18 protein-coding genes are annotated in these 20261 nt (G+C 69.5%); 12 read left to right on the top strand and 6 right to left on the bottom strand.

The window, feature by feature from the left end; all coding sequences use genetic code 11:
* Positions 1 to 9 precede the first annotated feature (9 nt).
* From KX816_00795 to KX816_00780, 4 genes are all read left to right on the top strand, one after another.
* Positions 10 to 864 carry a transglutaminase-like domain-containing protein gene (locus KX816_00795; protein ID QXQ06655.1) on the top strand — a complete coding sequence of 285 codons (855 nt, stop codon included), beginning with the start codon at positions 10 to 12 and terminating at the stop codon, positions 862 to 864.
* Between the two features lie 94 nt (positions 865 to 958).
* Positions 959 to 1912 carry a glutathione synthase gene (gene gshB, locus KX816_00790; protein ID QXQ06654.1) on the top strand — a complete coding sequence of 318 codons (954 nt, stop codon included), beginning with the start codon at positions 959 to 961 and terminating at the stop codon, positions 1910 to 1912.
* A gap of 163 nt (positions 1913 to 2075) precedes the next feature.
* A complete protein-coding gene (locus KX816_00785; GenBank protein ID QXQ08323.1) occupies positions 2076 to 2570 on the top strand; it encodes a DedA family protein in 495 nt (164 codons plus the stop codon).
* A complete protein-coding gene (locus KX816_00780) occupies positions 2567 to 2914 on the top strand; it encodes a hypothetical protein (GenBank protein ID QXQ06653.1) in 348 nt (115 codons plus the stop codon). Before KX816_00785 ends, KX816_00780 begins: the two co-directional genes overlap by 4 nt.
* 4 nt (positions 2915 to 2918) lie before the next feature.
* Here KX816_00780 and KX816_00775 read toward each other — a convergent pair whose 3' ends face one another.
* From KX816_00775 to KX816_00765, 3 genes are all read right to left on the bottom strand, one after another.
* Positions 2919 to 3848 (bottom strand): helix-turn-helix domain-containing protein, encoded by a 930-nt coding sequence (locus tag KX816_00775; protein QXQ06652.1) that lies wholly within the window; start codon positions 3846 to 3848, stop codon positions 2919 to 2921.
* Between the two features lie 450 nt (positions 3849 to 4298).
* Complete coding sequence (locus KX816_00770) at positions 4299 to 4832, bottom strand: histidine phosphatase family protein (protein QXQ06651.1); 534 nt, start codon at positions 4830 to 4832, stop codon at positions 4299 to 4301.
* A 43-nt stretch (positions 4833 to 4875) separates the two neighbouring features.
* Complete coding sequence (locus KX816_00765) at positions 4876 to 7644, bottom strand: ATP-dependent DNA helicase (GenBank protein QXQ06650.1); 2769 nt, start codon at positions 7642 to 7644, stop codon at positions 4876 to 4878.
* A 100-nt stretch (positions 7645 to 7744) separates the two neighbouring features.
* Here KX816_00765 and KX816_00760 point away from each other — a divergent pair, with 100 nt between their 5' ends.
* The 4 genes from KX816_00760 to KX816_00745 are packed head-to-tail and all read left to right on the top strand — an operon-like array spanning position 7745 to position 10709.
* On the top strand, positions 7745 to 8014 hold the full coding sequence (locus tag KX816_00760) for a type II toxin-antitoxin system ParD family antitoxin (protein ID QXQ06649.1): 270 nt from the start codon (positions 7745 to 7747) through the stop codon (positions 8012 to 8014).
* A complete protein-coding gene (locus KX816_00755) occupies positions 8007 to 8303 on the top strand; it encodes a type II toxin-antitoxin system RelE/ParE family toxin (protein QXQ06648.1) in 297 nt (98 codons plus the stop codon). The genes KX816_00760 and KX816_00755 overlap by 8 nt, the downstream gene beginning before the upstream one ends.
* A gap of 47 nt (positions 8304 to 8350) precedes the next feature.
* A complete protein-coding gene (locus KX816_00750) occupies positions 8351 to 9958 on the top strand; it encodes a lysine--tRNA ligase (GenBank protein ID QXQ06647.1) in 1608 nt (535 codons plus the stop codon).
* A complete protein-coding gene (locus KX816_00745; GenBank protein ID QXQ06646.1) occupies positions 9951 to 10709 on the top strand; it encodes a hypothetical protein in 759 nt (252 codons plus the stop codon). Before KX816_00750 ends, KX816_00745 begins: the two co-directional genes overlap by 8 nt.
* Positions 10710 to 10913: 204 nt before the next feature.
* Here the strand turns inward: KX816_00745 and KX816_00740 are convergent, their stop codons facing one another.
* Both KX816_00740 and KX816_00735 read right to left on the bottom strand, forming a co-directional pair.
* Positions 10914 to 12728 carry a DUF885 domain-containing protein gene (locus KX816_00740; protein ID QXQ06645.1) on the bottom strand — a complete coding sequence of 605 codons (1815 nt, stop codon included), beginning with the start codon at positions 12726 to 12728 and terminating at the stop codon, positions 10914 to 10916.
* 59 nt (positions 12729 to 12787) lie between these two features.
* Positions 12788 to 14077, bottom strand: coding sequence for an amidohydrolase family protein (locus KX816_00735; GenBank protein ID QXQ06644.1), 1290 nt, complete (start codon positions 14075 to 14077; stop codon positions 12788 to 12790).
* 145 nt (positions 14078 to 14222) lie between these two features.
* Between KX816_00735 and KX816_00730 the strand changes: the two genes are divergently transcribed.
* Genes KX816_00730 through KX816_00720 form a run of 3 tightly spaced genes read left to right on the top strand, consistent with a single transcriptional unit; the run spans position 14223 to position 18071 of the window.
* On the top strand, positions 14223 to 15551 hold the full coding sequence (locus tag KX816_00730) for an MFS transporter (protein QXQ06643.1): 1329 nt from the start codon (positions 14223 to 14225) through the stop codon (positions 15549 to 15551).
* 37 nt (positions 15552 to 15588) lie between these two features.
* A complete protein-coding gene (locus tag KX816_00725) occupies positions 15589 to 17094 on the top strand; it encodes a hypothetical protein (protein ID QXQ06642.1) in 1506 nt (501 codons plus the stop codon).
* 32 nt (positions 17095 to 17126) lie between these two features.
* Positions 17127 to 18071 (top strand): acetyl-CoA carboxylase carboxyltransferase subunit alpha, encoded by a 945-nt coding sequence (locus tag KX816_00720; GenBank protein ID QXQ06641.1) that lies wholly within the window; start codon positions 17127 to 17129, stop codon positions 18069 to 18071.
* 179 nt (positions 18072 to 18250) lie between these two features.
* Here the strand turns inward: KX816_00720 and KX816_00715 are convergent, their stop codons facing one another.
* Positions 18251 to 18736: a MucR family transcriptional regulator gene (locus KX816_00715; GenBank protein ID QXQ06640.1), complete on the bottom strand. Its 486-nt coding sequence runs from the start codon at positions 18734 to 18736 to the stop codon at positions 18251 to 18253.
* A 402-nt stretch (positions 18737 to 19138) separates the two neighbouring features.
* On the opposite strand from KX816_00715, the gene KX816_00710 reads away from it, so the two are divergent.
* The gene (locus KX816_00710) at positions 19139 to 20182 is read left to right on the top strand and encodes an AI-2E family transporter (GenBank protein ID QXQ06639.1); all 1044 of its coding nucleotides are present in this window, start codon (positions 19139 to 19141) and stop codon (positions 20180 to 20182) included.
* The last annotated feature ends 79 nt before the right edge of the window (positions 20183 to 20261 follow it).

The following is a 20261-nucleotide window of genomic DNA, read 5'->3' as shown; positions in this document are numbered from 1 at the left end:
AGCAGGTCGATGGTACGCAAGTCGATGGATTCCGGCGGGATCGACCCCGCGATGGACCCGGCGCTGGCTCGTCTCGGGCTGCTCGACGACGCCGACATCGACCTCGCCGACGCGGCCCTCGCCTGCGCTGGTGCCGACCGCCCCGGCAGCGACCTGTCGCCGCTCAAGGCGCGCATCGCCGGGTTGGCCGGGCGCCTGCTGGCCCAAAGCTCAGGCATCACCGCCAGCGCCGAACGGGCCGCGCTGCTGGTCGCCTTGCTGTCGGGCGAGGAGGGCCTGGGCGGCGATACCGAGGATTACGACAACCCCGCCAACGCCGACCTGGCGATGGTCTTCGAGCGCCGCCGCGGCCTCCCGGTGACGCTGTCGCTGCTGTACGCGGCGATCGCCCGGCGCGTCGGCTGGACGGCGCAGGTGCTCGGCCTGCCCGGCCATGTCGTGATGGCGCTCGGCGGCGACGGCGACCGCATCGTCCTCGACCCCTTCGACCATGGCCGGACGCTCGATGCGGACGGCATCGGCGAGCTCGTCGACCGCGCACTCGGCGGCCACGTCACGCCGGAGCGCGAGCATCTCCGCCCGCTCAGCAACCGCGAGGTGTTGGTCCGCCTGCTCAGCAACCAGGCGACTCGCGCCCGCCGTCGCGGCGAGACCGGTCGCGCGCTTGTCCTCGCCGAGCGGATGACCGCGCTGGCACCGCGCCTGACCGGCCTGTGGTGGGAGCGCGCCCGGCTCGAGCAGCTCGCGGGCGACTCGGTGTCGGCCCGCGCCAGCCTGGTGGCAATGCTCGACACCACCCGTGACCCGCGCACGAGGACACGGATCGCTGACGCGCTGCAGGCGCTGGCGCGGTCGAACAGCTGAGGTCTTGCTGCTCCCCGAAGCCGGGGAGGAGCAAAAGATTGGCCCCCGCTCCGCCAACCCGCTAGACCCGGCCACCAACCCGGAGACATTGCACATGGCCCTGCGGGTCGCGGTCCAGATGGACCCTATCGAGACCGTCAACACCGCCGGCGACTCGACCTTCGCGCTGATGCTCAAGGCGCAGGAGCGCGGGCACCGGCTGTGGCATTACCTCGCCACCGACCTGTCGTACGAGGCTGGGCGCGTACGGACCCGGGCGCGACCGCTGACCGTGAGGCGGGACGGCAGCCGGCACTTCGACTGGACCGGCGAGACTCAGGTCATCGACATCGGCCACGACACCGACGTCGTGCTGATGCGGCAGGACCCGCCGTTCGACATGGCGTACATCACCGCGACGCATCTGCTCGAGCGTGCCGCCACCGAGACGCTTGTCGTCAACGACCCCGCGGAGGTCCGCAACGCGCCGGAAAAGCTGTTCGTGCTCGGCTTCCCCGACCTGATGCCGCCGACCCTGGTCACCCGCCGCCTCGACGATGCCGTCGAGTTCCGCGCCCGCCACGGCGCGGTCGTGGTCAAGCCGCTATACGGCAACGCCGGCTCGGCGGTGTTCCACATCGGCGAGAGCGACGCCAACCTGCCCGCGCTGGTCGAGCTGTTCAGCGACGTCTGGCACGAGCCGTTCATGGTGCAGAAGTTCCTCCCCGACGTCAGTGCCGGCGACAAGCGCATCGTGCTGGTCGACGGCGTTGCGACCGGGGCAATCAACCGCCTGCCCAAGGCCGGCGAGATCCGCTCCAACCTCGCCGCCGGGGGCAGCGCACAAGCGACCGACCTGAGCCCCCGCGAGCACGAGATCTGCCTCGCCATCGGCCCCGAGCTCAAGCGCCGCGGGCTGGTCTTCGTCGGCATCGACGTCATCGCCGGCTACCTGACCGAGATCAACGTGACCTCGCCGACCGGCATCGTCGCGATCGACCGCTTCAACGGCACCGACACGCCCGGCCTGATCTGGGACGCGATCGAGGCCCGGCACGCGGCCCGGTGATACGGATTATCGACCTGCGATGAGCTGGGCCCTGTGAGCTCGCCCCTGTGAGCTGGGTCCTGTGAGCTGGATCGCCGATGTCATCGGGAATGGCGGCATCGCGGGCGTCGCGGCGCTGACCCTGATCGAGACCTTCTTCCCGCCGATCCCGTCCGAGGTCGTGATGCCTCTCGCCGGGGTCGCGGCGGCGCGCGGCGACATGCCGATCGCGGGGGCGATCTTCGGTGGCGTCGCCGGCTCGATGGGCGGCAACATCGCGTTCTTCGCGCTCGCCCGCCGGCTCGGCGTCGAGCGCTTCGAGGCATGGATCGACCGCCACGGCCGCTGGCTCACCCTCGACCGCGCCAGCGTCGAGCGGGTACGGCACTGGTTCGAGCGCGCCGGGCCGTGGGTGGTCGGGGCCGGGCGCTGCGTGCCGGGCGTGCGCAGCATCGTCTCGATCCCTGCCGGGATGGTCGGCATGCGCTGGCCGGCGTTCCTGGCCTGGTCGACGCTCGGCACGACGGTATGGACCAGCGCGCTGACGCTGGCGGGCTACAGGCTGGGGAAATCAGCGCTGCCGCAGATCGAGCAGTGGCTCGGGCCGGTGTCGTACGGCGTCATCGGCATCGCGCTCGCGACCTACCTTTTCCGCCTCGCGACCTGGCGCAAGGCATGACGCGCTGGGCCGCCCTCAAGCTGATTGCCGCCGGCCTGATCCTGGGTGTCGCGGCGTGGCTGTGGTACGCGCCGCGGGTCATCAACGAAGCGCAGGCCGACAGCATCGCCAAGGCGACGGCGGTGCGCTTCGTGGCATCGAGTGGTGACCCCGTCGTGCATTTCGGCAAGGCGCGGCGGCTGACGTGGCCCGACGGCTGGGAGTTCGTGTGGAGCTATCGGCCGTGCCCCGACGATGCGGCGCTGCGCATCTTCGTACCGCTGACCGGCCACGGCGTCCGCATCACCGAGGAGCCCGACTGCAGCGGCGACCACGGCCTCGGCGTCAGGCCGATCCGGGTCTGACCGGCTAGCGCTCGATCCCGCCGAGCGCCCCGACGCGCTCGATCCCGCCGAGGGCGCCGACGCACAGGGAACGCGAAATCGGTACGCGCAGCATCGCATCGCCCCCGGCTGCGACCGCGGCGGGGCCGATATCCGGCGCGACCGCGGCCCGGATGTTGGCGGGAATATCGTCGGCATCGACGACAGCGCTCTGTGAAACATGGCCGGCGATCCAGTCGTCGTCGTCAGCGCCGAGGTTGCCGACGCGCTCGAAGACGATGACCTGCGCGTTCGGGGTCAGTCCGCGGTCGGCGCAGACCGTCGAGAAGATCCCGTCGAAGCAATCGGCACGCGCCGCGGTGACCCCATTGAGCACGTAGAAGCCGATCGAATCGTCGGAACCGTCGCAGATCACGCCGTAAAGCTGGACCGACAGCACCAGCAGCCAGCCGCGTACCGCCCAGCCACCGCCAAAGTGTCGAAACTCGAGTGAATCGCCGTCGCAGCGAATCAGCGCGTGCTCGACCATGTAGCGCAGCGCCCCCGAGCTCGACAGCCGGGTGGTCCGCCAGCGCCCCTCATAGGCGGCGCCGCGCCGCCGGGTCTCGCGCCGCGCCAGTTCGACGAGGCCGTAGGGCAAGGGCGGCAGCAGCGCCTGGCGGCGATCCTCCGGGGGCAGGCCGGAGCCGTTGCCGTCGGTCGGGGCGACGCCGAGCCGTTCGGCCAGCGCCGACAGGTCGCGGTCCCAGTCGAGCATGGTAAAGCCCGCGCAACGCCCGGCGATCAGCGCGGTCAGCCGCTCCATGTTATAGGCCGACGGCTGAACCGCACCCGACACCCAGCGACCGGCGAGCGATTTGTCGATGCCGAGATCGGCCGCGAGACGGGCGCGCGACATCGACAGGGCCTTGAGGACCAGTTCGAGACGGTTCGCAAAGCTGACCCCACTCGCCATTATGAACGGTTCATGCCGCGCGGTCGTGACGGCGGCAAGACTCGAATGCAACTTTACTGCAACACGGTGCAACTAATCGCGCAACGGTTGCATGCGCGTTGGCGACGGTTGTTGCACCTGCTCACGCCGATGGCGGGTGGGCATAAGAGCGCCACGAGCACGGGGCAATGACCGGCGCCTTCCTGCCCACCGAACTCCGGGGGCGGGCAGAGCAGACCGGAAAAACTCCAGACTCACGGTCCCCCGCGACCCCGGCATGTCGAAATCCTTCGGTTGCCGGGGTTGCGAGACGGTGCACACGGCACGGCCCTGCCGTGTGTGCCACCCGCGGTACGTCGCTTGACCCCGGCGTGCCACGGCACCGCCCCGACGCCAAAGTCAGGCGTCGGGGCGGATGCGTTTTGGGGGTCGGTCAAGTCGCTCAATCACGCGTCGCCGCAGCACCGACGCTCAGTCGTCCGGCCCCAGCGTCGGGTCGAGGTCGCGCGGCCGGATGAAGCGCACCAGATTGCCGATATTCTCGTCCGCGTCGGCCCAGCGCTCGATGTCGAGCTCCATGCGCGCCAGCGTTGCGGTCGGGTATTTCAGCTCGGCCTCGCCGCGCATGTCGCCGCCGGGCGGCACCAGCATCAGCAGCAGGTCCTCGCAGCCGGGGTTGTGGCCGATCAGCAGCGCGTCCTGCTTCTCGTCGCTGAGCTGCTGGATGAGCAGCAACAGCGTCGCCGCGGATGACAGGTAGATTCGCGTGTCCCACAATGGGCGCAGCGGCCGGCCGAGCCCATCCTCGACACCCTCGATGGTCTGGCGGACGCGCACCGCCGGCGACGCGACGACATGGTCGAAAGCCAGCCCCTCGTCGGCGATCCAGCGCCCGATGCGGGCAGCGGCACGGCGGCCGCGGCCGTTGACCGGGCGATCGAAGTCGCGCTCGACGGTGTCGTCCCACGACGACTTGGCATGACGCAGAAGGGTTAATTTCTTCACGGGCTGCACCATGCGTCGGCAGGGTGACAGATGGAAGTCGCTTTCAGCCGCTTATGTCGACGAGCGGGTCCGCTTTGGTTGTCGCAGCCGGCGCGACCGCGTTTGCCGCGAGCGCAGCGGTCGTCGTTCCGGCGATCGCCGCGACCGCCTCGTCGAGGGTGACGCGCGCCACCGGCGTGCCGGGCGGGAACGCCGCGAGCAGCCGCGACGGCACCGCCGGCCCGAGCAGGACGAACGCGCCGCAGTCGTCGGCGCGGCGGATTAACCGCCCGAACGCCTGCGCCAGCCGGCCCATCGTCACCAGGTCGTCGTAGGCCGCGCCGCCGAACGCCGCGCGCCGCGCCGCGTGGAGCACAGTCGGCCGCGGCCACGGCACGCCCTCCATGACCACCAGCCGCAGCGAGTGGCCCGGCACGTCGACACCGTCCCTGAGCGCATCGGTGCCGAGCAGGCTGGCGTGCGGGTCGGCGCGGAAGATGTCGACCAGCGTACCGGTATCGATCGGGTCGACGTGCTGGGCGAACAGCGGCAGCCCGGCGCGGTGCAGCGGGTCGGCGATGCGGGTGTGGACCGCCTTCAGCCGCGCGATCGCGGTGAACAGCCCGAGCGTGCCGCCGCCGGCCGCCACGATCAGGCGCTTGTACGCCGCCGCCAGCCCCGGCAGGTCGCCGCGCCGGACGTCGGTGACGACGAACACCCGCGAGTTCGCGGCATAGTCGAACGGGCTGTCGACGGCGAAGCGGTGCGGCGGTAGTGCGAGGTGGGTCGCGCCGGTGCGCATCTCGGTATCGCGCCATTCGCGGTCGTCGTCCGAATCGGCGACGCCCCGCGCGCGCAATGTTGCAGACGTCACCAGCACGCCGTGCGCCGGTTCGAGGACCGCCTTGGCGAAGGGCCGCGTCGGGTCGAGCCAGTGGCGATGGATGCCGACGTCGTATTCGCGCCCCTCGACCCGGTCGACCGCGAACCAGTCGATGAACTCGGGGTCCGCCGGGCCGCCGAGCCGCGCGAGCAGCACGATCCAGCTTTGCAGCAGCTGCGCGCGCAACCGCAGGCCCGCCGCCGCACCGTCGAGCCGCGCCCGCGATGGACCATCGAGCCAGTCGGGTGCCTCCTCCAGCACCGCGATCAGGCGCGCCTCGAGTGCCAGCAGCGGCGCCGCCAGCGCCTCGAAGGCTGCGGCCGCGGGTCCGGCGGCGTCGATCACCACCGGCAGCACCTCGGCGACTTCGCTCTCGAGGCTGTAGCCCGCCTCGCCGCCGAGGGCGCGGGCATGGACCTGGGCACGGACCGCGCTGAGCAGGCCCTCGACCGCGCCGTAGGGGTCGCCGCCGACCAGGCGCTGCCCCCAGCCGTCGGCGGGGAGCGCGCGTGCCGCCTTGCCCGCGGCCTCCAGCGCGAGCGCCCCCGCGTCGTCGTAGGCAATGATGTCCGACAGCCGCGCCGCCAGCCCGCGCCGCCGGCCCCGCGCCGCCTTGTCGGGGCCGAGGATCCAGCTGCGCAGCTCGACGCATTCCCGCGCCGACAGGTGCAGCGCGAAGGTCGAATCCGCCGCGTCGAACAGGTGATGCCCCTCGTCGAAGACGATCCGCGTCATCCGCCCGGCCTCGTCGCGGCCGCGCACGGCGTTGATCATCACCAGCGCGTGGTTGGCGATGACGAGGTCGGCCTGTGCCGACGCGCGGGTGCTGCGCTCGATGAAGCAGGTCCGGTAGTGCGGGCAGCCGGCGTAGATGCACTCGCCGCGCCGGTCGGTCAGCCCCGAGAACGCGGCGCGCCCGAACAGCGTCGCGAGCCAGCCCGGCAAGTCGCCGCCGACCATGTCGCCATCGCGCGAGTATTCGGCCCAGCGTGCCGCCAGCTGCGCGAAGATCCCGGCGCGGCCCAGGAAACCGCCCTGCACCGCGTCCTCGAGGTTGAGCAGGCACAGGTAGTTCTCGCGGCCCTTGCGGACGACGACCTTGGCCCGCTTGGCGGCGGCGTCGGGGTAGGCGCGCCCGGCCTCGTGATCGAGCTGGCGCTGCAGGGCCTTGGTGTAGGTCGACAGCCAGACCGTGCCGCCGGCCTCGCTCGCCCACAAAGCGGCCGGGGCGAGGTAGCCCAGCGTCTTGCCGATGCCGGTGCCGGCCTCCGCCAGCGCGACATTGGGCGCGGTCGCCATGCTACGCGGCCGGAAGGCGTGCGCCACCGCGCGGGCGTAGTCGCGCTGCCCGGTGCGGCGCTCCGAGCCGAGCCCGAGCAGCTTGTCGAGCGCTCCGTCGACCGCCCCGTCGGGCAGCGCGATGTCGCGCGGCCGGGGGCGGGGCGCAGCGTCCTCCCACTTCGGCAGGGTCGTGAACACCGTGCGCTCGGGCCGTTCGGGCTGCCTGAGCCGCCGCCCGACCTCGCCGCCCCACGACCAGCGCAGCCGCGCCAGTGACTGCAGAACGCCCCACGCACCGTGCCGCTCGGGCCATGCGGGATCGCCAAGCGTGTCGAGCATCTTCGCCGCCGCGACCCGCAGGAATTTTGCCTCGTCCCCCTGCCCGCCCGGAACCGGCAAGCCGAGCGCCGCCGCCAGCCCGCCCGCGGTCGGCACCGCGAACTTCGCCGGATGGACGAAGGCAAACAGTTCCAGCAGGTCGAGCCCCGAGATTTCGGGCAAACCGAGCCGGCTCGCGGTCACCGCCGCGTTCAGAATCAGCATCGGCGTATCCGCCGCCCGCCGCACCGCATCCCGCGCCGACACTGCCTCCGACCCGCCGGAGGGACCCGCGATCCAGGTGCCGCCGTGGTTGGCGACGAGCGCGGGATAGGGCAGGTCGGGGCTCACGGGAGTAATGTAGCGGGGGAACGGAGTGGGAACAACTGGTGCTAGCCGCCCTTGCTCCAAAGCTGCCCGGAGACTATGATAAAATCATAGGAGATTTGCGATGGCGTCTGCGAAACCTGTAACCGTGACATTGGGTGCACTGACCGAGCGCGCCGCCGCGCGCGTTCGCTCGGGCCGATATTCTTCCATGAGCGAGGTGTTGCGCGACGGCCTGCGTGCCCTCGACCGTCAAGATGAAATGATTGACGAGCTGCTGCGCGAACGCGTGCGGCAAGTCATAGCGGACCCGCAGCCGGCGATCGGTATCGACGAGGCGTTCAAGCAGATCTGGGCGCGCATCGACGCGAGGTGTGCGAAGGATAATGTATGAGGTCAAGTTCGACCCACGTGCCTCCAACGACATCCTGACGATATTCGCCTACGTCAGTGCCCATGCAGGTGCCAACGTCGCCAGCGCCTACGTGCGCCGGCTCGAGGCGCGCTGCCGTGCGATGGGAGACGCTCCTTTGGCCGGCAGCCCGCACGACGAATTGCTCCCGGGATTGCGGACGGCACCGTTCGAACGCCGGGCGACGATCGCGTACACGTTCGACCGCGAGGTCGTGACGATCCTTCAGGTCATCCATGCCGGCCGCGATATCGGCGCGTCGTTCTCCTAGCCCGGCCCTTGCCCTCCGCGCCAATATTCCCGACACACCCCCGCATCATGACCCCGACCCCCGAACTCCACGAAGCCGCACTCGTCTCCAAGGCCTGGCCGTTCGAGGAGGCGCGCAAGCTCGTCGCGCGGTACAAGGGCGCGTTCCCGGCCGCGGGCGTTGTCTTCGAGACCGGCTACGGGCCCTCGGGCCTGCCGCACATCGGCACCTTCGGCGAGGTCGCGCGGACGACGATGGTCAGGCGCGCCTTCGAGATTATCGCGCCGGGCGTGCCGACGCGGCTGATCGCCTTCTCCGACGATATGGACGGCTTCCGCAAGGTCCCGCCGGGCCTGCCGCAGCAGGAAATGCTGGCCGCGCACCTCAACCAGCCGCTGAGCCGGGTGCCCGACCCGTTCGGGACGCACGCCAGCTATGCCGCGCACAACAACGCCCGGCTGCGCGCCTTCCTCGACCGCTTCGGCTTCGACTACGAGTTCCTGTCGTCGACCGAGTGCTACGCCTCGGGGCGTTTCGACGACACCTTGCGTAGGGTGCTGGTAAACTACGACGCGGTCATCAATGTCATCCTGCCGACCCTCGGCCCCGACCGGCGCGCGACCTATTCGCCGTTCCTGCCGCTGCACCCGGTCACCGGCGAGGTCCTCCAGGTGCCGCTGACCGGGCGCGATGTCGACGCCGGGACGGTGAGCTTCGCCGACCCCGCGACCGGCGAGACCATCACCGTGCCGGTCACCGGTGGCCACACCAAGCTGCAGTGGAAGGTCGACTGGGCGATGCGCTGGGTCGCGCTCGGGGTCGACTACGAGATGGCGGGCAAGGACCTGATCGACTCGGTCACGCTGTCGAGCGCGGTGACGAAAGTGCTGGGCGCGCGGCCGCCGGAAGGCTTCAACTACGAGCTGTTCCTCGATGCAGAGGGCACCAAGATCTCCAAGTCCAAGGGCAACGGCCTGACAATCGACGAGTGGCTGACCTATGCCGCGCCGGACACGCTGGCGCTGTACATGTACCAGAGCCCGCGCAAGGCGAAGCGGCTGCACTTCGACGTCATCCCCAAGGCGGTCGAGGAGTACCACCAGTTCCTGAGCGGCTTCCCCGACCAGCCGGTCGAGCAACGCCTCGGCAATCCGGTTTTCCACGTCCACGAGGGCGAGCCGCCGGCGGTCGACCTGCCGCTCGGCTTCGGGCTGCTGCTCAACCTGGTGACCGTCGCCGGCACCGACGACCCCGCCGTGCTGTGGGGCTTCGTGTCGCGCTATGTGCCCGGTACCAGCGCCGCGACGCACCCGCAGATCGATGCGCTGGTGAACTACGCCATCGCCTACGCCCGCGACTTCGTGCTGCCGGGCCTGAAGCGCCGTGCGCCGGATGCCCGCGAGGCGGCGGCACTGGCTGATCTCGATGGGCGTCTTGCCGCGCTCGGACCCGATGCGAGCGCCGAGGCGTTTCAGTTCGAGGTCTATGAAGCAGGCAAGGCGGCGGGCTTCGAGCCGCTGCGGGACTGGTTCAAGGCGCTGTACGAAACCCTGCTCGGCACCAGCCAGGGCCCGCGAATGGGCTCGTTCATCAAGCTATACGGGCTCGGCGAGACCCGGCGACTGATCGCCGAAACGCTCGCCGCGACGCCCACGGAGACTCTGAAGGATGCGTAACCTGATACTGGCGGCGGTGATCGTCGCCACGCCTGCCGCCGCCTCCGCCGACGCGGCGGCAAGTTTCGCTGCCGGGCGCTGGCAGCAGGCGATCACCGAGGGCCGCGCCGAGAACACCGCCGCCTCGCTGGTCCTCGCGGGCCGTGCGACACTCGCGATCGCGGGCTACCAGAGCCGCGGCAGGGATGCGGCCAAGGCCGCGATCAGTGCCGCCGAGCAGGACTTCGACCGCGCCATCGCCAAGGCTCCGAACAGCCTCGACGCGCGCACCAACAAGGCGATCGCGACGGGCTACCGCGCCAAGATCGACAAATCGCCGGGCGAGGGCAAGGACGCTCGCGACCAGATGCAGGCGGTGCTCGCCAAGGACCCGAACTACGCGCTCGCCAACGCCGCGCTGGGCGCCTGGCACGGCGGCGCCGTCGCGACCATCGGCTCGTTCCTGGCGTCGACCCTGCTGGGCGCCAACCGCAAGGACATGGACCGCTACCTGACACTCGCGATGGCCAGGGAGCCAAAGGAGATCGTCCACCCGGTGACCTATGCCTTCACCCTGCTCGACATCGGCGACGACAGTGTTCCGAAGGTGACGTCACTGCTCCGCACCGCGATCGCACTGCCGGTCCAGGATGCCTATGACGGCCAGAACCACAAGGCCGCGCAGCAGGTCTTGGCGCTGATCGACGCGAAGGACGTCAAGGGCGCGCGGGCGCTGGTCAAGAAGCTGGAGCCGTTCAACAACGTCGGGTGAGGGGGCGGCTTAGGCCGCGCGACCAACGTGGTCGCGAGCAGCGTGCCTTGCGATCGTGAGCCGCGTTCGTTTTGTCATCCCCGCGCAGGCGGAGACCCATGAACACGGCAGCAGGTTGCTTGCGCGTCCCGCCGGTCAGCACTTCGACAGACGGTGTTCATGGGTCCCCGCCTACGCGGGGATGACAAACCTGAGTTCAGTTTTCTACGCCTTCCCGCCCTTCGTCACGATCCAGTCGTCGATCTTGCGCTCCAGCACTTCCATCGGCAGCGCCCCCGACATCAGCACCTGGGCGTGGAAATCGCGCACATCGAACTTCGGCCCCAGCGCCTTCTCGGCCTTGGTGCGCAGGCGGCGGATGGTGAGCTGGCCGACCTTGTAGGCCAGCGCCTGCGACGGGATCGCGATGTAGCGCTCGACCTCCGACGTCGCATCGGTCTTACCCATCGCCGAGTTGTCGAGCATGTACTTGATCGCCTGGTCACGGGTCCAACCCTGCGAGTGGATGCCGGTGTCGACAACCAGCCGCATGGCGCGCAGGATCTCGTCGTCGAGATGGCCGTAGTCCTGGTACGGGTCCTTGTAGAAGCCGAGTTCATAGCCGAGGCTTTCGGCGTACAGCGCCCAGCCCTCGACATAGGCAGTGTTGCCGCCGAAGCGCTGGAACGCCGGCAGCGACTCCTTCTCCTGTGCCAGGCTGATCTGGAAGTGGTGGCCCGGGATGCCCTCGTGCAGGAACAGGGTCTCGAAGCCGAACGCCGAGCGCGAGGGCAGGTCGTAGGCGTTGTAGTAGAACACGCCGGGGCGCGAGCCATCGGGGGTGCCCTGCTGGTACGAACCGGCGGCGTCGGTCTTTTCCTTGTAGGGCGGCACCGGGCGGATCTCGAGCGGCGACTTCGGGATCGTGTCGAAATCCTTGCCGACGACCAGCAGCATGCGCTTGTCGATGTCGAGGAAGGCCTGCTTCATAGCGTCGGCGCTGACCGGGTGGAACTTGGGGTTGGTCCGCATGTCTACGAAGAACTCGGCGAGCGTGCCCTTGAAGCCGACCTGCTGCTTCACCTTCTCCATGCCCGCGTGGATGCGGGTGACTTCGCTGAGGCCGAGCTTGTGGATTTCCTCGGGCGTCATCGTCGTCGTCGTGGTCTGCTCGACCATGTAGCGGTACAGCGCCGCGCCGCCCGGCATCTGGCCGAGACCGACCGTGTCGCGCGCCTTGGGCAGATAGTCGTTCTTGATGAAGTCGCGGACGCGCACCTGCGCCGGGTTGAGCTTGTCGCGGATGAACGCCGCATACTCCGCGGTCAGCTTTGCCTTGTCGGCTGAGGAGAAACTGTCCGGGAACTTGAGCACCGGCTTGTAGAAGACGCTGTCCTCGACCTTCGGGGGAACCAGCGCGTCGAATTGGCCGACGACGTTCTGCATGACCAGCTTGGGATTGGTGATGCCGTCCGCGAGGCCCTGCTTCATGCGGCCGACGGCGCGGTCGAGGTAGACGATATAGCCGTTCAGGCGGCTGAGGTTGTCCTCATAGTCCTTGACCGTCTTGAACGGCGCCGCGCCCTCGCCGGAGGATACGTCGGGCATGAACACCTGGAAGCCGCCGAAATGGTCGATCGGGCGCTCGATCGAGGCCTTCAGCAGGCCGGGCTCGAAGCCGCGCAGGCCGATCTCGGTCTGGTACTTGAAGACATCGTAGGAGATGCGGTCGTCGGCGTTGAGCTTGGCGCGGTCGATCTTGCGCAGCGACGCGAGGTCGGCTTCGCCGGCTGCCTTCTCGCCGGCGATATAGGCGTCGGTGATGAAGTCGCCGAACTGCGGGGCGTAGCGCATGTCGCCGCGGAACAGCGCCTGGATCGGGTTGCGCCGGAGCTGGTCCTCGTCACTGGCGGCGAACAGCGCCTTGAGCTCGGCCGACGCGGGCACGTTGGGGGCGGCGGTGGTCGCGGCAGCGACGGGTGCCGCAAGCGGCAGCGCGGTCGACAGCAGCAGGACAGGCAGCAGCAGGCGGGCGATCATTGGGCAGGCTCCCGGGAAGTGTGTTGTTAAGGTAGGACGGTTAATGGAACGGTGCAAGATCACTTCATCGGGATGGTACGCCCCTGGGTCATCACGAAGCTGACGCTCAGCACGGCCTTGGGGTCGGCCTGCGGGTCGCCGTCGATGGCGATCAGGTCCGCCGCCTTGCCGACCTCGAGCGTGCCGGTCTTGGCGCTGATGCCGAGCAGCTCGGCGCCGCCCTTGGTCGCGGCGATCAGCGCGTCTTTCGGCGTCATGCCGTGATCGACCATCAGCGCCAGTTCCTCCGCATTGCGGCCATGCGGGTAGACCGCGGCATCGGTGCCGAGCGCGATGTGGACCCCGTTGCGCTGCGCGATGCCGATGTTGCGGCCGACGATCTTCATGGTTTCCAGCGCCTTGGCCTCGACGTTGGGCGTGTAGAAGTTCTTGCCGACGTGGAGCTTGAGGCCCTCGTAGGCCATCAGGGTCGGCACCAGCCAGGTGCCGTGCGCCTTCATCGCTTTGGCGCCCTTGTCGTCGAGGTAGGTGCCGTGCTCGATCGAATCGACGCCGGCATTGACCGCCGCCTCGATGCCGCGGGCGCCGTGGGCATGCGCCATCGCCTTCAGGCCGACGCCGTGCGCGGTGTCGATGATCGCCTTCATCTCGGCGTCGGTGAAATGCTGCTCGAGGCCGATCGCGCCGTCGTCGAGGACCCCGCCCGTCGCCATGAACTTGATCACGTCGACGCCCTTCGCGGCGATCTTGCGGACCAGGATCGCGCACGCTTCCGCGCCGGTGCAGATGCCCGGGTTGAGCCCCTGCGCGTTCATCGCGTCGGCGAGTTCGGGCGGCATGCCGACGGTATCGTCGGCGTGTCCGCCCGGGATCGACAGCGGCGTGCCGGCAACCAGGATGCGCGGGCCGGGGAAGGCGCCTTCCTCCACCGCATCGCGCATCGCCAGCGACGCGAGCAGCGGCCCGCCCGCATCGCGCACCGTGGTGAAGCCGGCGCGCGCGGTGATCAGCGCGTTCTTCAGGCCGATGGTCGCGGCATACGGCTCCGAAAACTTCGGGCGCAGCGTCGCATACCACGGCAGCCCCGAATCCTCGGTCAGGTGGACGTGCGCGTCGATCAGCCCTGGCATCACGGTCTTGGTCGACAGGTCGATGACGCGGGCCCCCGCCGGCACCGCCATGTCGGGAGCACCAATGGCGACGATCCTGCCGTCGGTGACGACGATGCTCGACGGCCCCCGCGCCGGCAACGCGGCGTCGGTGACCAGCCGCCCGGTGCGGACGACGAGCGTTTCGGCAGTCGCGGGCAGCGCCGCAAGCAGCGCGGCGGCCAGGACGATACAGCGCATGAAATCCCCTTTTTGGTTGGCGCGACACTAGCTTGCGGTTTCGCCCGTGCAAGCCTGCGGATCGGCCGGTGACGCTTGCGCGGGGCCCGCCCGCCCGCCACAGTCGACGGCGAGGGGCTCGGGAGGCCCCGGGGGAGGGTCCGCGTTGCAACTGAGCCGGGCGACGCTGTTTGCATTCGCCGCACCGTGCCTGCCGATGGCCGCCGTCGGGCTGCCGGTCGTGGTCTACCTGCCGCCTTATTACGCCCACGAACTTGGGCTCGGGCTGCCCGCGGTCGGGATCATCTTCCTGGTCGTTCGCCTGATCGACATCCCGCTCGACCCTATCCTCGGTCACCTCATCGACCGCACCCGCGGGCGCTTCGGGCGCTTCCAGCCGTGGCTGGTAGGCGGCGCGGTGCTGCTGTCGCTCGGCGCGCTGGCCGCGTTCATGGCGCAGCCCGGGATCAGCGCGGTCGCCGCGCTGGCTGGGCTGGCGGTGATGTATTTCGGCTATTCGGCGACAATGGTCGCGCAGACGGCGTGGGGCGCGACGCTGAGCGACGATTATCACGAGCGCAGCCGGGTCTTCGGCTGGTGGATGGCGCTGACCCAGGCCGGGATGCTCATCGTGCTGACGTTGCCGCCGCTGCTGCCGCGCTTGATCCCGGGGGCAGGCGTCGCCGCCGGGATCCACGCGATGGGCTGGCTGGTCATCGCCGGCGCGCCGCTGGCGGCCTTGTGGTGCTGCGCCGTCGTGCGCGAGCGACCGCGGCCCGGCGGTCACGTCGGCAAGCTGTCTGACTTCCGCGCTGTCCTCGCCAACCCGCTGATGCGCCGGCTGCTGCTCGTCGACATGCTGTCCAACCTCGCGCCCGGCGTCACCGGCGCGCTGTTCCTGTTCTTCTTCCAGGCGGTGAAGGGCTATGCCCCGGCGGCCGCGTCGTCGTTGCTGCTGGTTTATTTCCTCGGCGGGCTGGCGGGCGTGCCGCTGTGGACCGGGCTCGCGCGCCTGACCTCGAAGCATTACGCGATGATCGTCGCGCTGCTGGTCTATTGCGTCGCGCAGGCACTGACCTTCTCGCTGCCTGCCAGCAACTGGCCGGTCGCGGCGCTCGGCATGGCGCTGGCGGGCATCCCCTACGGCGCCTCGACGCTGCTGCTGCGCGCCATGCTCGCCGACCTCGCCGATGCCGAGACGCTGAGCTCGGGCAACGCCAAGACCGGGCTGTTCTATGCCGCCGGGGTGGCGGTGCAAAAGCTCGGCTACGCGATCCCGATCGGGCTGTTGTATCCGCTGCTCGGAGCGGTCGGCTTCGCCGCGGCAAAGGGCGGCGACAATTCGCCTGAGGCGATCGCCTGGGTGACCGGGCTGTTCGCGGGGCTGCCGGTGCTGCTGGCACTGGCGGCGGCGTGGACCGTACGCGGCTGGCCGATCGATGCGACGACCCAGTCGGCGACGGCCTCGGCGCTCCGGGGCGACGGACCCGCTTGATCGACGACGCCGCCACGTCGGGCCGGGGCCGCGCGGCATGACCGCCCGGCCGCGCCTCGCGTCGTTCGCGGCGGTCATCGCCGCGACGCTGCTGCTGCTCGCAGCGATCCTCGCGGTCGGCCGCCCCAGCGTGTTCACCGATACCGACGATTATTACTCGCTCGGTCAGGAGATCGCCGACGGGGCCGCGACGCTGCTCGCCGGACGTCCGACCGCCGCCGACGCAGGCTGGCGCCCCGCCCCCGAGGATGCCGCGCGCGACGCGCACATGGCGCGCAGCCAGATGGCGGCACGATCGGTCGCCTATGCACTGGCGGTCTATCCGGTGCACCAGCTCGGGACATTGTGGCTGCTCGCGGCGATCCAGTCGGCGCTGGCGGCGTGGCTGATCTGGCTGTTGTGGGGAGTCGCCGTGCCCGGGGGCAGCCGCCGCGGCTATCTCGGCGTCATGGCGGCGCTGGCGGTCGCGAGCTCGCTGCCGCTGTTCACCGGGTTCGCCATGCCCGACATCTTCGCACCGCTGGCGGTGATCATGGCGGCGCTGCTGCTGACCAGCGCCGACCGGCTCGGGCGTGGCACCCGGACGGCGGTCGCGCTGCTGCTCGGCTATGCCTATGCGGTCCACACCACCCATGTCCTCGTCGGGGTCGTGCTGCTCGGGACCGCATGGCCGCTGCTGCGCTGGCAGGGCGTCGCCCGGCCGGTCGCGGCGGCGCGGATGGCGGTGGTCGGGCTGGCGCTCATGCTCGGCGTGCTGGTCAACTCGGGCTACGGTGCCTGGGTCCAGTACAGCACCGGCGACCCGCTGCGGCGCCCGCCGTTCCTGGTCGCGCGGGTGCTCGCCGACGGGCCGGGCCGCGACTATCTCCGCGCCGCCTGCGCGCACGCGACGCCGTACACCCTGTGCCGCTTCAAGCACGCGCCGCTCGACAACTCGGACGAGATCCTGTGGGACGATCCGCCGAACGGCATCTTCAACGTTAGCAGCTACCAGACCCGCATGGCGCTCGAGGACGAGGAGGCGCGCTTCGTCATCGGCACCTTGCGCTACGACTTTATCGGCGAAGTCCGCGCCGCGCTCGGCAACTGGTGGCGGCAGGCACTGCGTATCGAGGTCGACGATCCCGTCCGCGACCCGGTCTATTACCTGACCGACAGCTACTGGAAGGACACCAACCTGCCCGAGCTGATCGAATCGATGGGTGGCTGCGGGCGCGACGGCCGCCAGTGCGCGCCCCGGCTGACGGCGCATGTCTCGCGCATCTGGCATGGCGGCATCGTCATCGCCGCCGCGCTGGCGGTGGCCGCGGCACTGGCCCGGCGGCGCGGCACTTCGGCCACCGGCGACCGTCGCCTTCCCGCCATCGCCGGGTTCATCATCGTCGCCGTCATCGTCAACGCCGCGGTGTGCGGTATCCTGTCGGGGCCGTTCGCGCGTTACCAGTCGCGGCTGATCTGGCTGGTGCCGCTGCTCGCGCTGCTGCTGCTGGCGGACTGGTGGACACGGAGGCGTGTCAGGGCGTTTGAAAATCACGGCGTTTGAGAACTGGGGCGGGCCGGTCTAATGACGCGACCATGAACGAATGGCTCGACTTCGAGAAACCGGTCGCGGCGCTCGCCGACAGCGCTGCTGCCTTGCGTGCGTCGGGCGGCCCGGACGCACTCGCCGAGGCGCCGCGGCTCGAGGAGCGCGTCAACCGGGCGCTCGCCGATCTCTACGCGCGGCTGACCCCGGTGCAGCGCATGCAGGTCGCACGGCACCCATCGCGCCCGCACTTCAAGGATTATGTCGCGGCACTGGTCGAGGACTTCGTGCCAATGGCGGGCGACCGCGGCTTCGGCGAGGACGCGGCGATCGTCGGCGGCATGGGGCGGATGGCGGGCCGCGCGGTCGTCGTCATCGGCCATGAAAAGGGCAACGACACGACCAGCCGGGTCAAGCACAACTTCGGCATGGGACGCCCTGAGGGCTACCGCAAGGCGACGCGCCTGATGGAGCTGGCCGGGCGCTTCGGGCTGCCGGTGGTGACGCTGGTCGATACTTCGGGCGCGTTCCCGGGCCTCGATGCCGAGGAGCGCGGGCAGGCGGAAGCGATCGCGCGCGCCACCCAGGCCTGCCTCGACCTGCCGGTGCCGATGGTCGCCGCAATCGTCGGCGAGGGCGGATCGGGCGGCGCAGTGGCGCTAGCGGCGGCCAACCGCGTGCTGATGTTCGAGCATGCCGTCTATGCCGTGATCTCGCCGGAGGGCTGCGCCTCGATCCTGTGGCGCGGCGAGGCGGGCCGCGCGGCGGATGCGGCGCAGGCGATGAAAATCACCGCCGCCGACCTGTTGCGCCTCGGCGTCATCGACCGCATCGTCTACGAGCCGACCGGCGGCGCGCACCGCGACCCCGCCACCGCGATGACGCGGCTGGGTACGGCGATTGCCGAGGAGCTGGCGGGAATGGACGGGCTCGACGCGAAGGCGCTGCGCAAGCAACGCCGCGACAAGTTCCTGCAGATGGGGCGCGGGCTTTAACCGCGCGCGTGGTTCTCAGACCGATAGTCGTCCTGGCCTAGGACTGTCGTCCCGGCCGCAAATAGTCATCCCGGCGAACACCGGGACCCAGTTACCCCGCGAACTCAATCTTTGAGTCCGTGACGCAACTGGGACCCGGCATTCGCCGGGAGGACAGGTCCGGTATTAAGCCGAAACCCTCAGGCCGGGGTCGCGTCCTTCTTGGCGCGCGGCTTGCGAGGAGTCGGTGTCGGTGCGGCTTCCTCGACGGGAGCGGCGCGCGGCTTGCGGCCGAGGCCGAGACGCTTGGCGACTTCACGGCGCGCGTCCGAATAGCCCGGCGCAACCATCGGATAGGTAGCGGCGAGGCCGTAGCGGGCGCGATACTCTTCCGGGGTCAGGCCGTGACCGGTCAGGTGACGCTTCAAGCTCTTGTAGGGCTTGCCGTCGATCAGCGAGATGATGAAGTCGCGATTGGCGAGCGACTTGCGCGCCGTTACCGCGGGCTGATGCTGGTCCGGGCTGGCGGCCGGCTCGGCAGTCGTTGCCGTCAGTCCCGACAGCGCGGCGTGGGTCGAGGCGATCAATGCGGGCAGGTCATCGCTGCGGACAGCATTGTTCGCGACAAAAGCCGACAGTAGCTCGACGGTCAGCTCGGTAAGATCCTGCTGCTGCGTGGTATCCATTCGAAAAACCTTGATAAAAATGCGCGTCGCACCGTCAGTGGTGCCAACGGCGCGACATACACCCTGCTTTACCCGAAACGTCAAGTACAGTGCGGCCTTAAACCACGATTCGGTACAACAGCCACCAAAATGAACAAATGAACATTCAGTCGTGCGGTGCAATCCACTACCTCGAAACGGTGTCCGAATGACCCCGAAGACTGTTCATCCCCGATAAACCATCAACTGCCAATTCGGCCCGCTGGAACACTCGGGCCGTGCAATCCGCTCGGCAAGCTGTCGTGACGTTTCGCGATCGGTAAACGAGGCCTTACGGTACCCTACGCGGGCATTGCTGCATTTTACCTGGAGGCGCGTTATGACCCGCGGGCACGGCGCGCGTGCAGCAAGGAACCGCCATAGATGCCGAATGATACTCCGCGCGCCGAGCGCAGCTTCGACCGCCGGATCTTCCAGGCCTGCGTCATCGTGCTGGCCACGACTGCGGCGGCCTACCTGCTGTGGCGGCTCGTCGACCTTTTGCTGCTGTTGTTCGCGTGCGCGCTGACCGCGTTGATCCTCGTCACCATTGCCAATGTGATCCGGCGTCGCTTCCCGATGCCCTATGCGGCCGCGCTGACCTTGACGGTATTGATCATCGCGCTGGTTCTCGGCGGCGCCTTCTGGTTCTTCGGGGCGACGATGACGGCGCAGTTCTCCGAACTCATCCAGCGACTGCCCGCGGCCTGGGCGGCGGTGCAACAGCGCCTCGGCCAGTCGACGATCGGCGCGACGTTGCTTGCCCGCGCCCAGGAATTCGCGCCGAGCAGCGCCAATATCGTCGCCCTGCTGACCAGCGCGATCAGTATCGGCGGCGGCATCCTTTCGGGGCTGGCGGTGGTCATCGTCGGCGGGCTGTATCTCGCCGCCCAGCCCGGCCTGTACGGCGGCGGGCTAGTCCGGCTGATCCCGCGACGCGGGCAGGCGCAGACCATCGAGACCTTCGATGCCGTCGCCGCCTCGCTCCGCGGCTGGCTCAAGGGCCAGGCCTACGGCATGGTCTTCGTCGGTGTCGGCACCGCGATCGGGCTCGCGATCGTCGGCGTACCGGCGGCGCTCGCCATCGGACTGGTCGCGGGGCTGGCCGAATTCGTACCCTATCTCGGCACCTTCGTGGCGGTGATCCCGGCGACCATCCTCGGCTTCAGCCAGGGCACCGACACCGGGCTGTGGACGCTGGCGGTGCTGATCGGCGTGCAGCAGCTGCAGGGCAATCTCGTGATGCCGCTGCTGCAGAAGAAGATGGTCGACCTGCCGCCGGCGCTGACGATCTTCTCGCTGATCGCGGCGGGCATCCTGTTCGGGCCGGTGGGCGTGCTGCTGGCGACGCCGCTGACGGTGGTCGTGCTGGTGCTGGTGCGGCGGCTGTACCTCGGCGACGACGAGCCGCTGGGCGGGGAGGCTTAACCCCGATTTGTCATCCCGGGCTTGACCCGGAACCCAGCTGACCCCGGAGTCCGAGCGCTGGGTTAGCTGGGTCCCGGGT

Source organism: Sphingosinicellaceae bacterium, from assembly GCA_019285715.1.
In the GTDB taxonomy this organism is placed as follows: domain Bacteria; phylum Pseudomonadota; class Alphaproteobacteria; order Sphingomonadales; family Sphingomonadaceae; genus Glacieibacterium.
This window is presented reverse-complemented; position numbering and strand designations above follow the sequence as displayed.

Coding starts and splice junctions, on each gene's coding strand:
- KX816_00795 (QXQ06655.1), top strand. CDS start 10: ATGGTACGCAAGTCGATGGATTCCGGCGGGATCGACCCCGCGATGGAC.
- gshB (QXQ06654.1), top strand. CDS start 959: ATGGCCCTGCGGGTCGCGGTCCAGATGGACCCTATCGAGACCGTCAAC.
- KX816_00785 (QXQ08323.1), top strand. CDS start 2,076: ATGCCTCTCGCCGGGGTCGCGGCGGCGCGCGGCGACATGCCGATCGCG.
- KX816_00780 (QXQ06653.1), top strand. CDS start 2,567: ATGACGCGCTGGGCCGCCCTCAAGCTGATTGCCGCCGGCCTGATCCTG.
- KX816_00775 (QXQ06652.1), bottom strand. CDS start 3,848: ATGGCGAGTGGGGTCAGCTTTGCGAACCGTCTCGAACTGGTCCTCAAG.
- KX816_00760 (QXQ06649.1), top strand. CDS start 7,745: ATGGCGTCTGCGAAACCTGTAACCGTGACATTGGGTGCACTGACCGAG.
- KX816_00755 (QXQ06648.1), top strand. CDS start 8,007: ATGTATGAGGTCAAGTTCGACCCACGTGCCTCCAACGACATCCTGACG.
- KX816_00750 (QXQ06647.1), top strand. CDS start 8,351: ATGACCCCGACCCCCGAACTCCACGAAGCCGCACTCGTCTCCAAGGCC.
- KX816_00745 (QXQ06646.1), top strand. CDS start 9,951: ATGCGTAACCTGATACTGGCGGCGGTGATCGTCGCCACGCCTGCCGCC.
- KX816_00740 (QXQ06645.1), bottom strand. CDS start 12,728: ATGATCGCCCGCCTGCTGCTGCCTGTCCTGCTGCTGTCGACCGCGCTG.
- KX816_00735 (QXQ06644.1), bottom strand. CDS start 14,077: ATGCGCTGTATCGTCCTGGCCGCCGCGCTGCTTGCGGCGCTGCCCGCG.
- KX816_00725 (QXQ06642.1), top strand. CDS start 15,589: ATGACCGCCCGGCCGCGCCTCGCGTCGTTCGCGGCGGTCATCGCCGCG.
- KX816_00720 (QXQ06641.1), top strand. CDS start 17,127: ATGAACGAATGGCTCGACTTCGAGAAACCGGTCGCGGCGCTCGCCGAC.
- KX816_00715 (QXQ06640.1), bottom strand. CDS start 18,736: ATGGATACCACGCAGCAGCAGGATCTTACCGAGCTGACCGTCGAGCTA.
- KX816_00710 (QXQ06639.1), top strand. CDS start 19,139: ATGCCGAATGATACTCCGCGCGCCGAGCGCAGCTTCGACCGCCGGATC.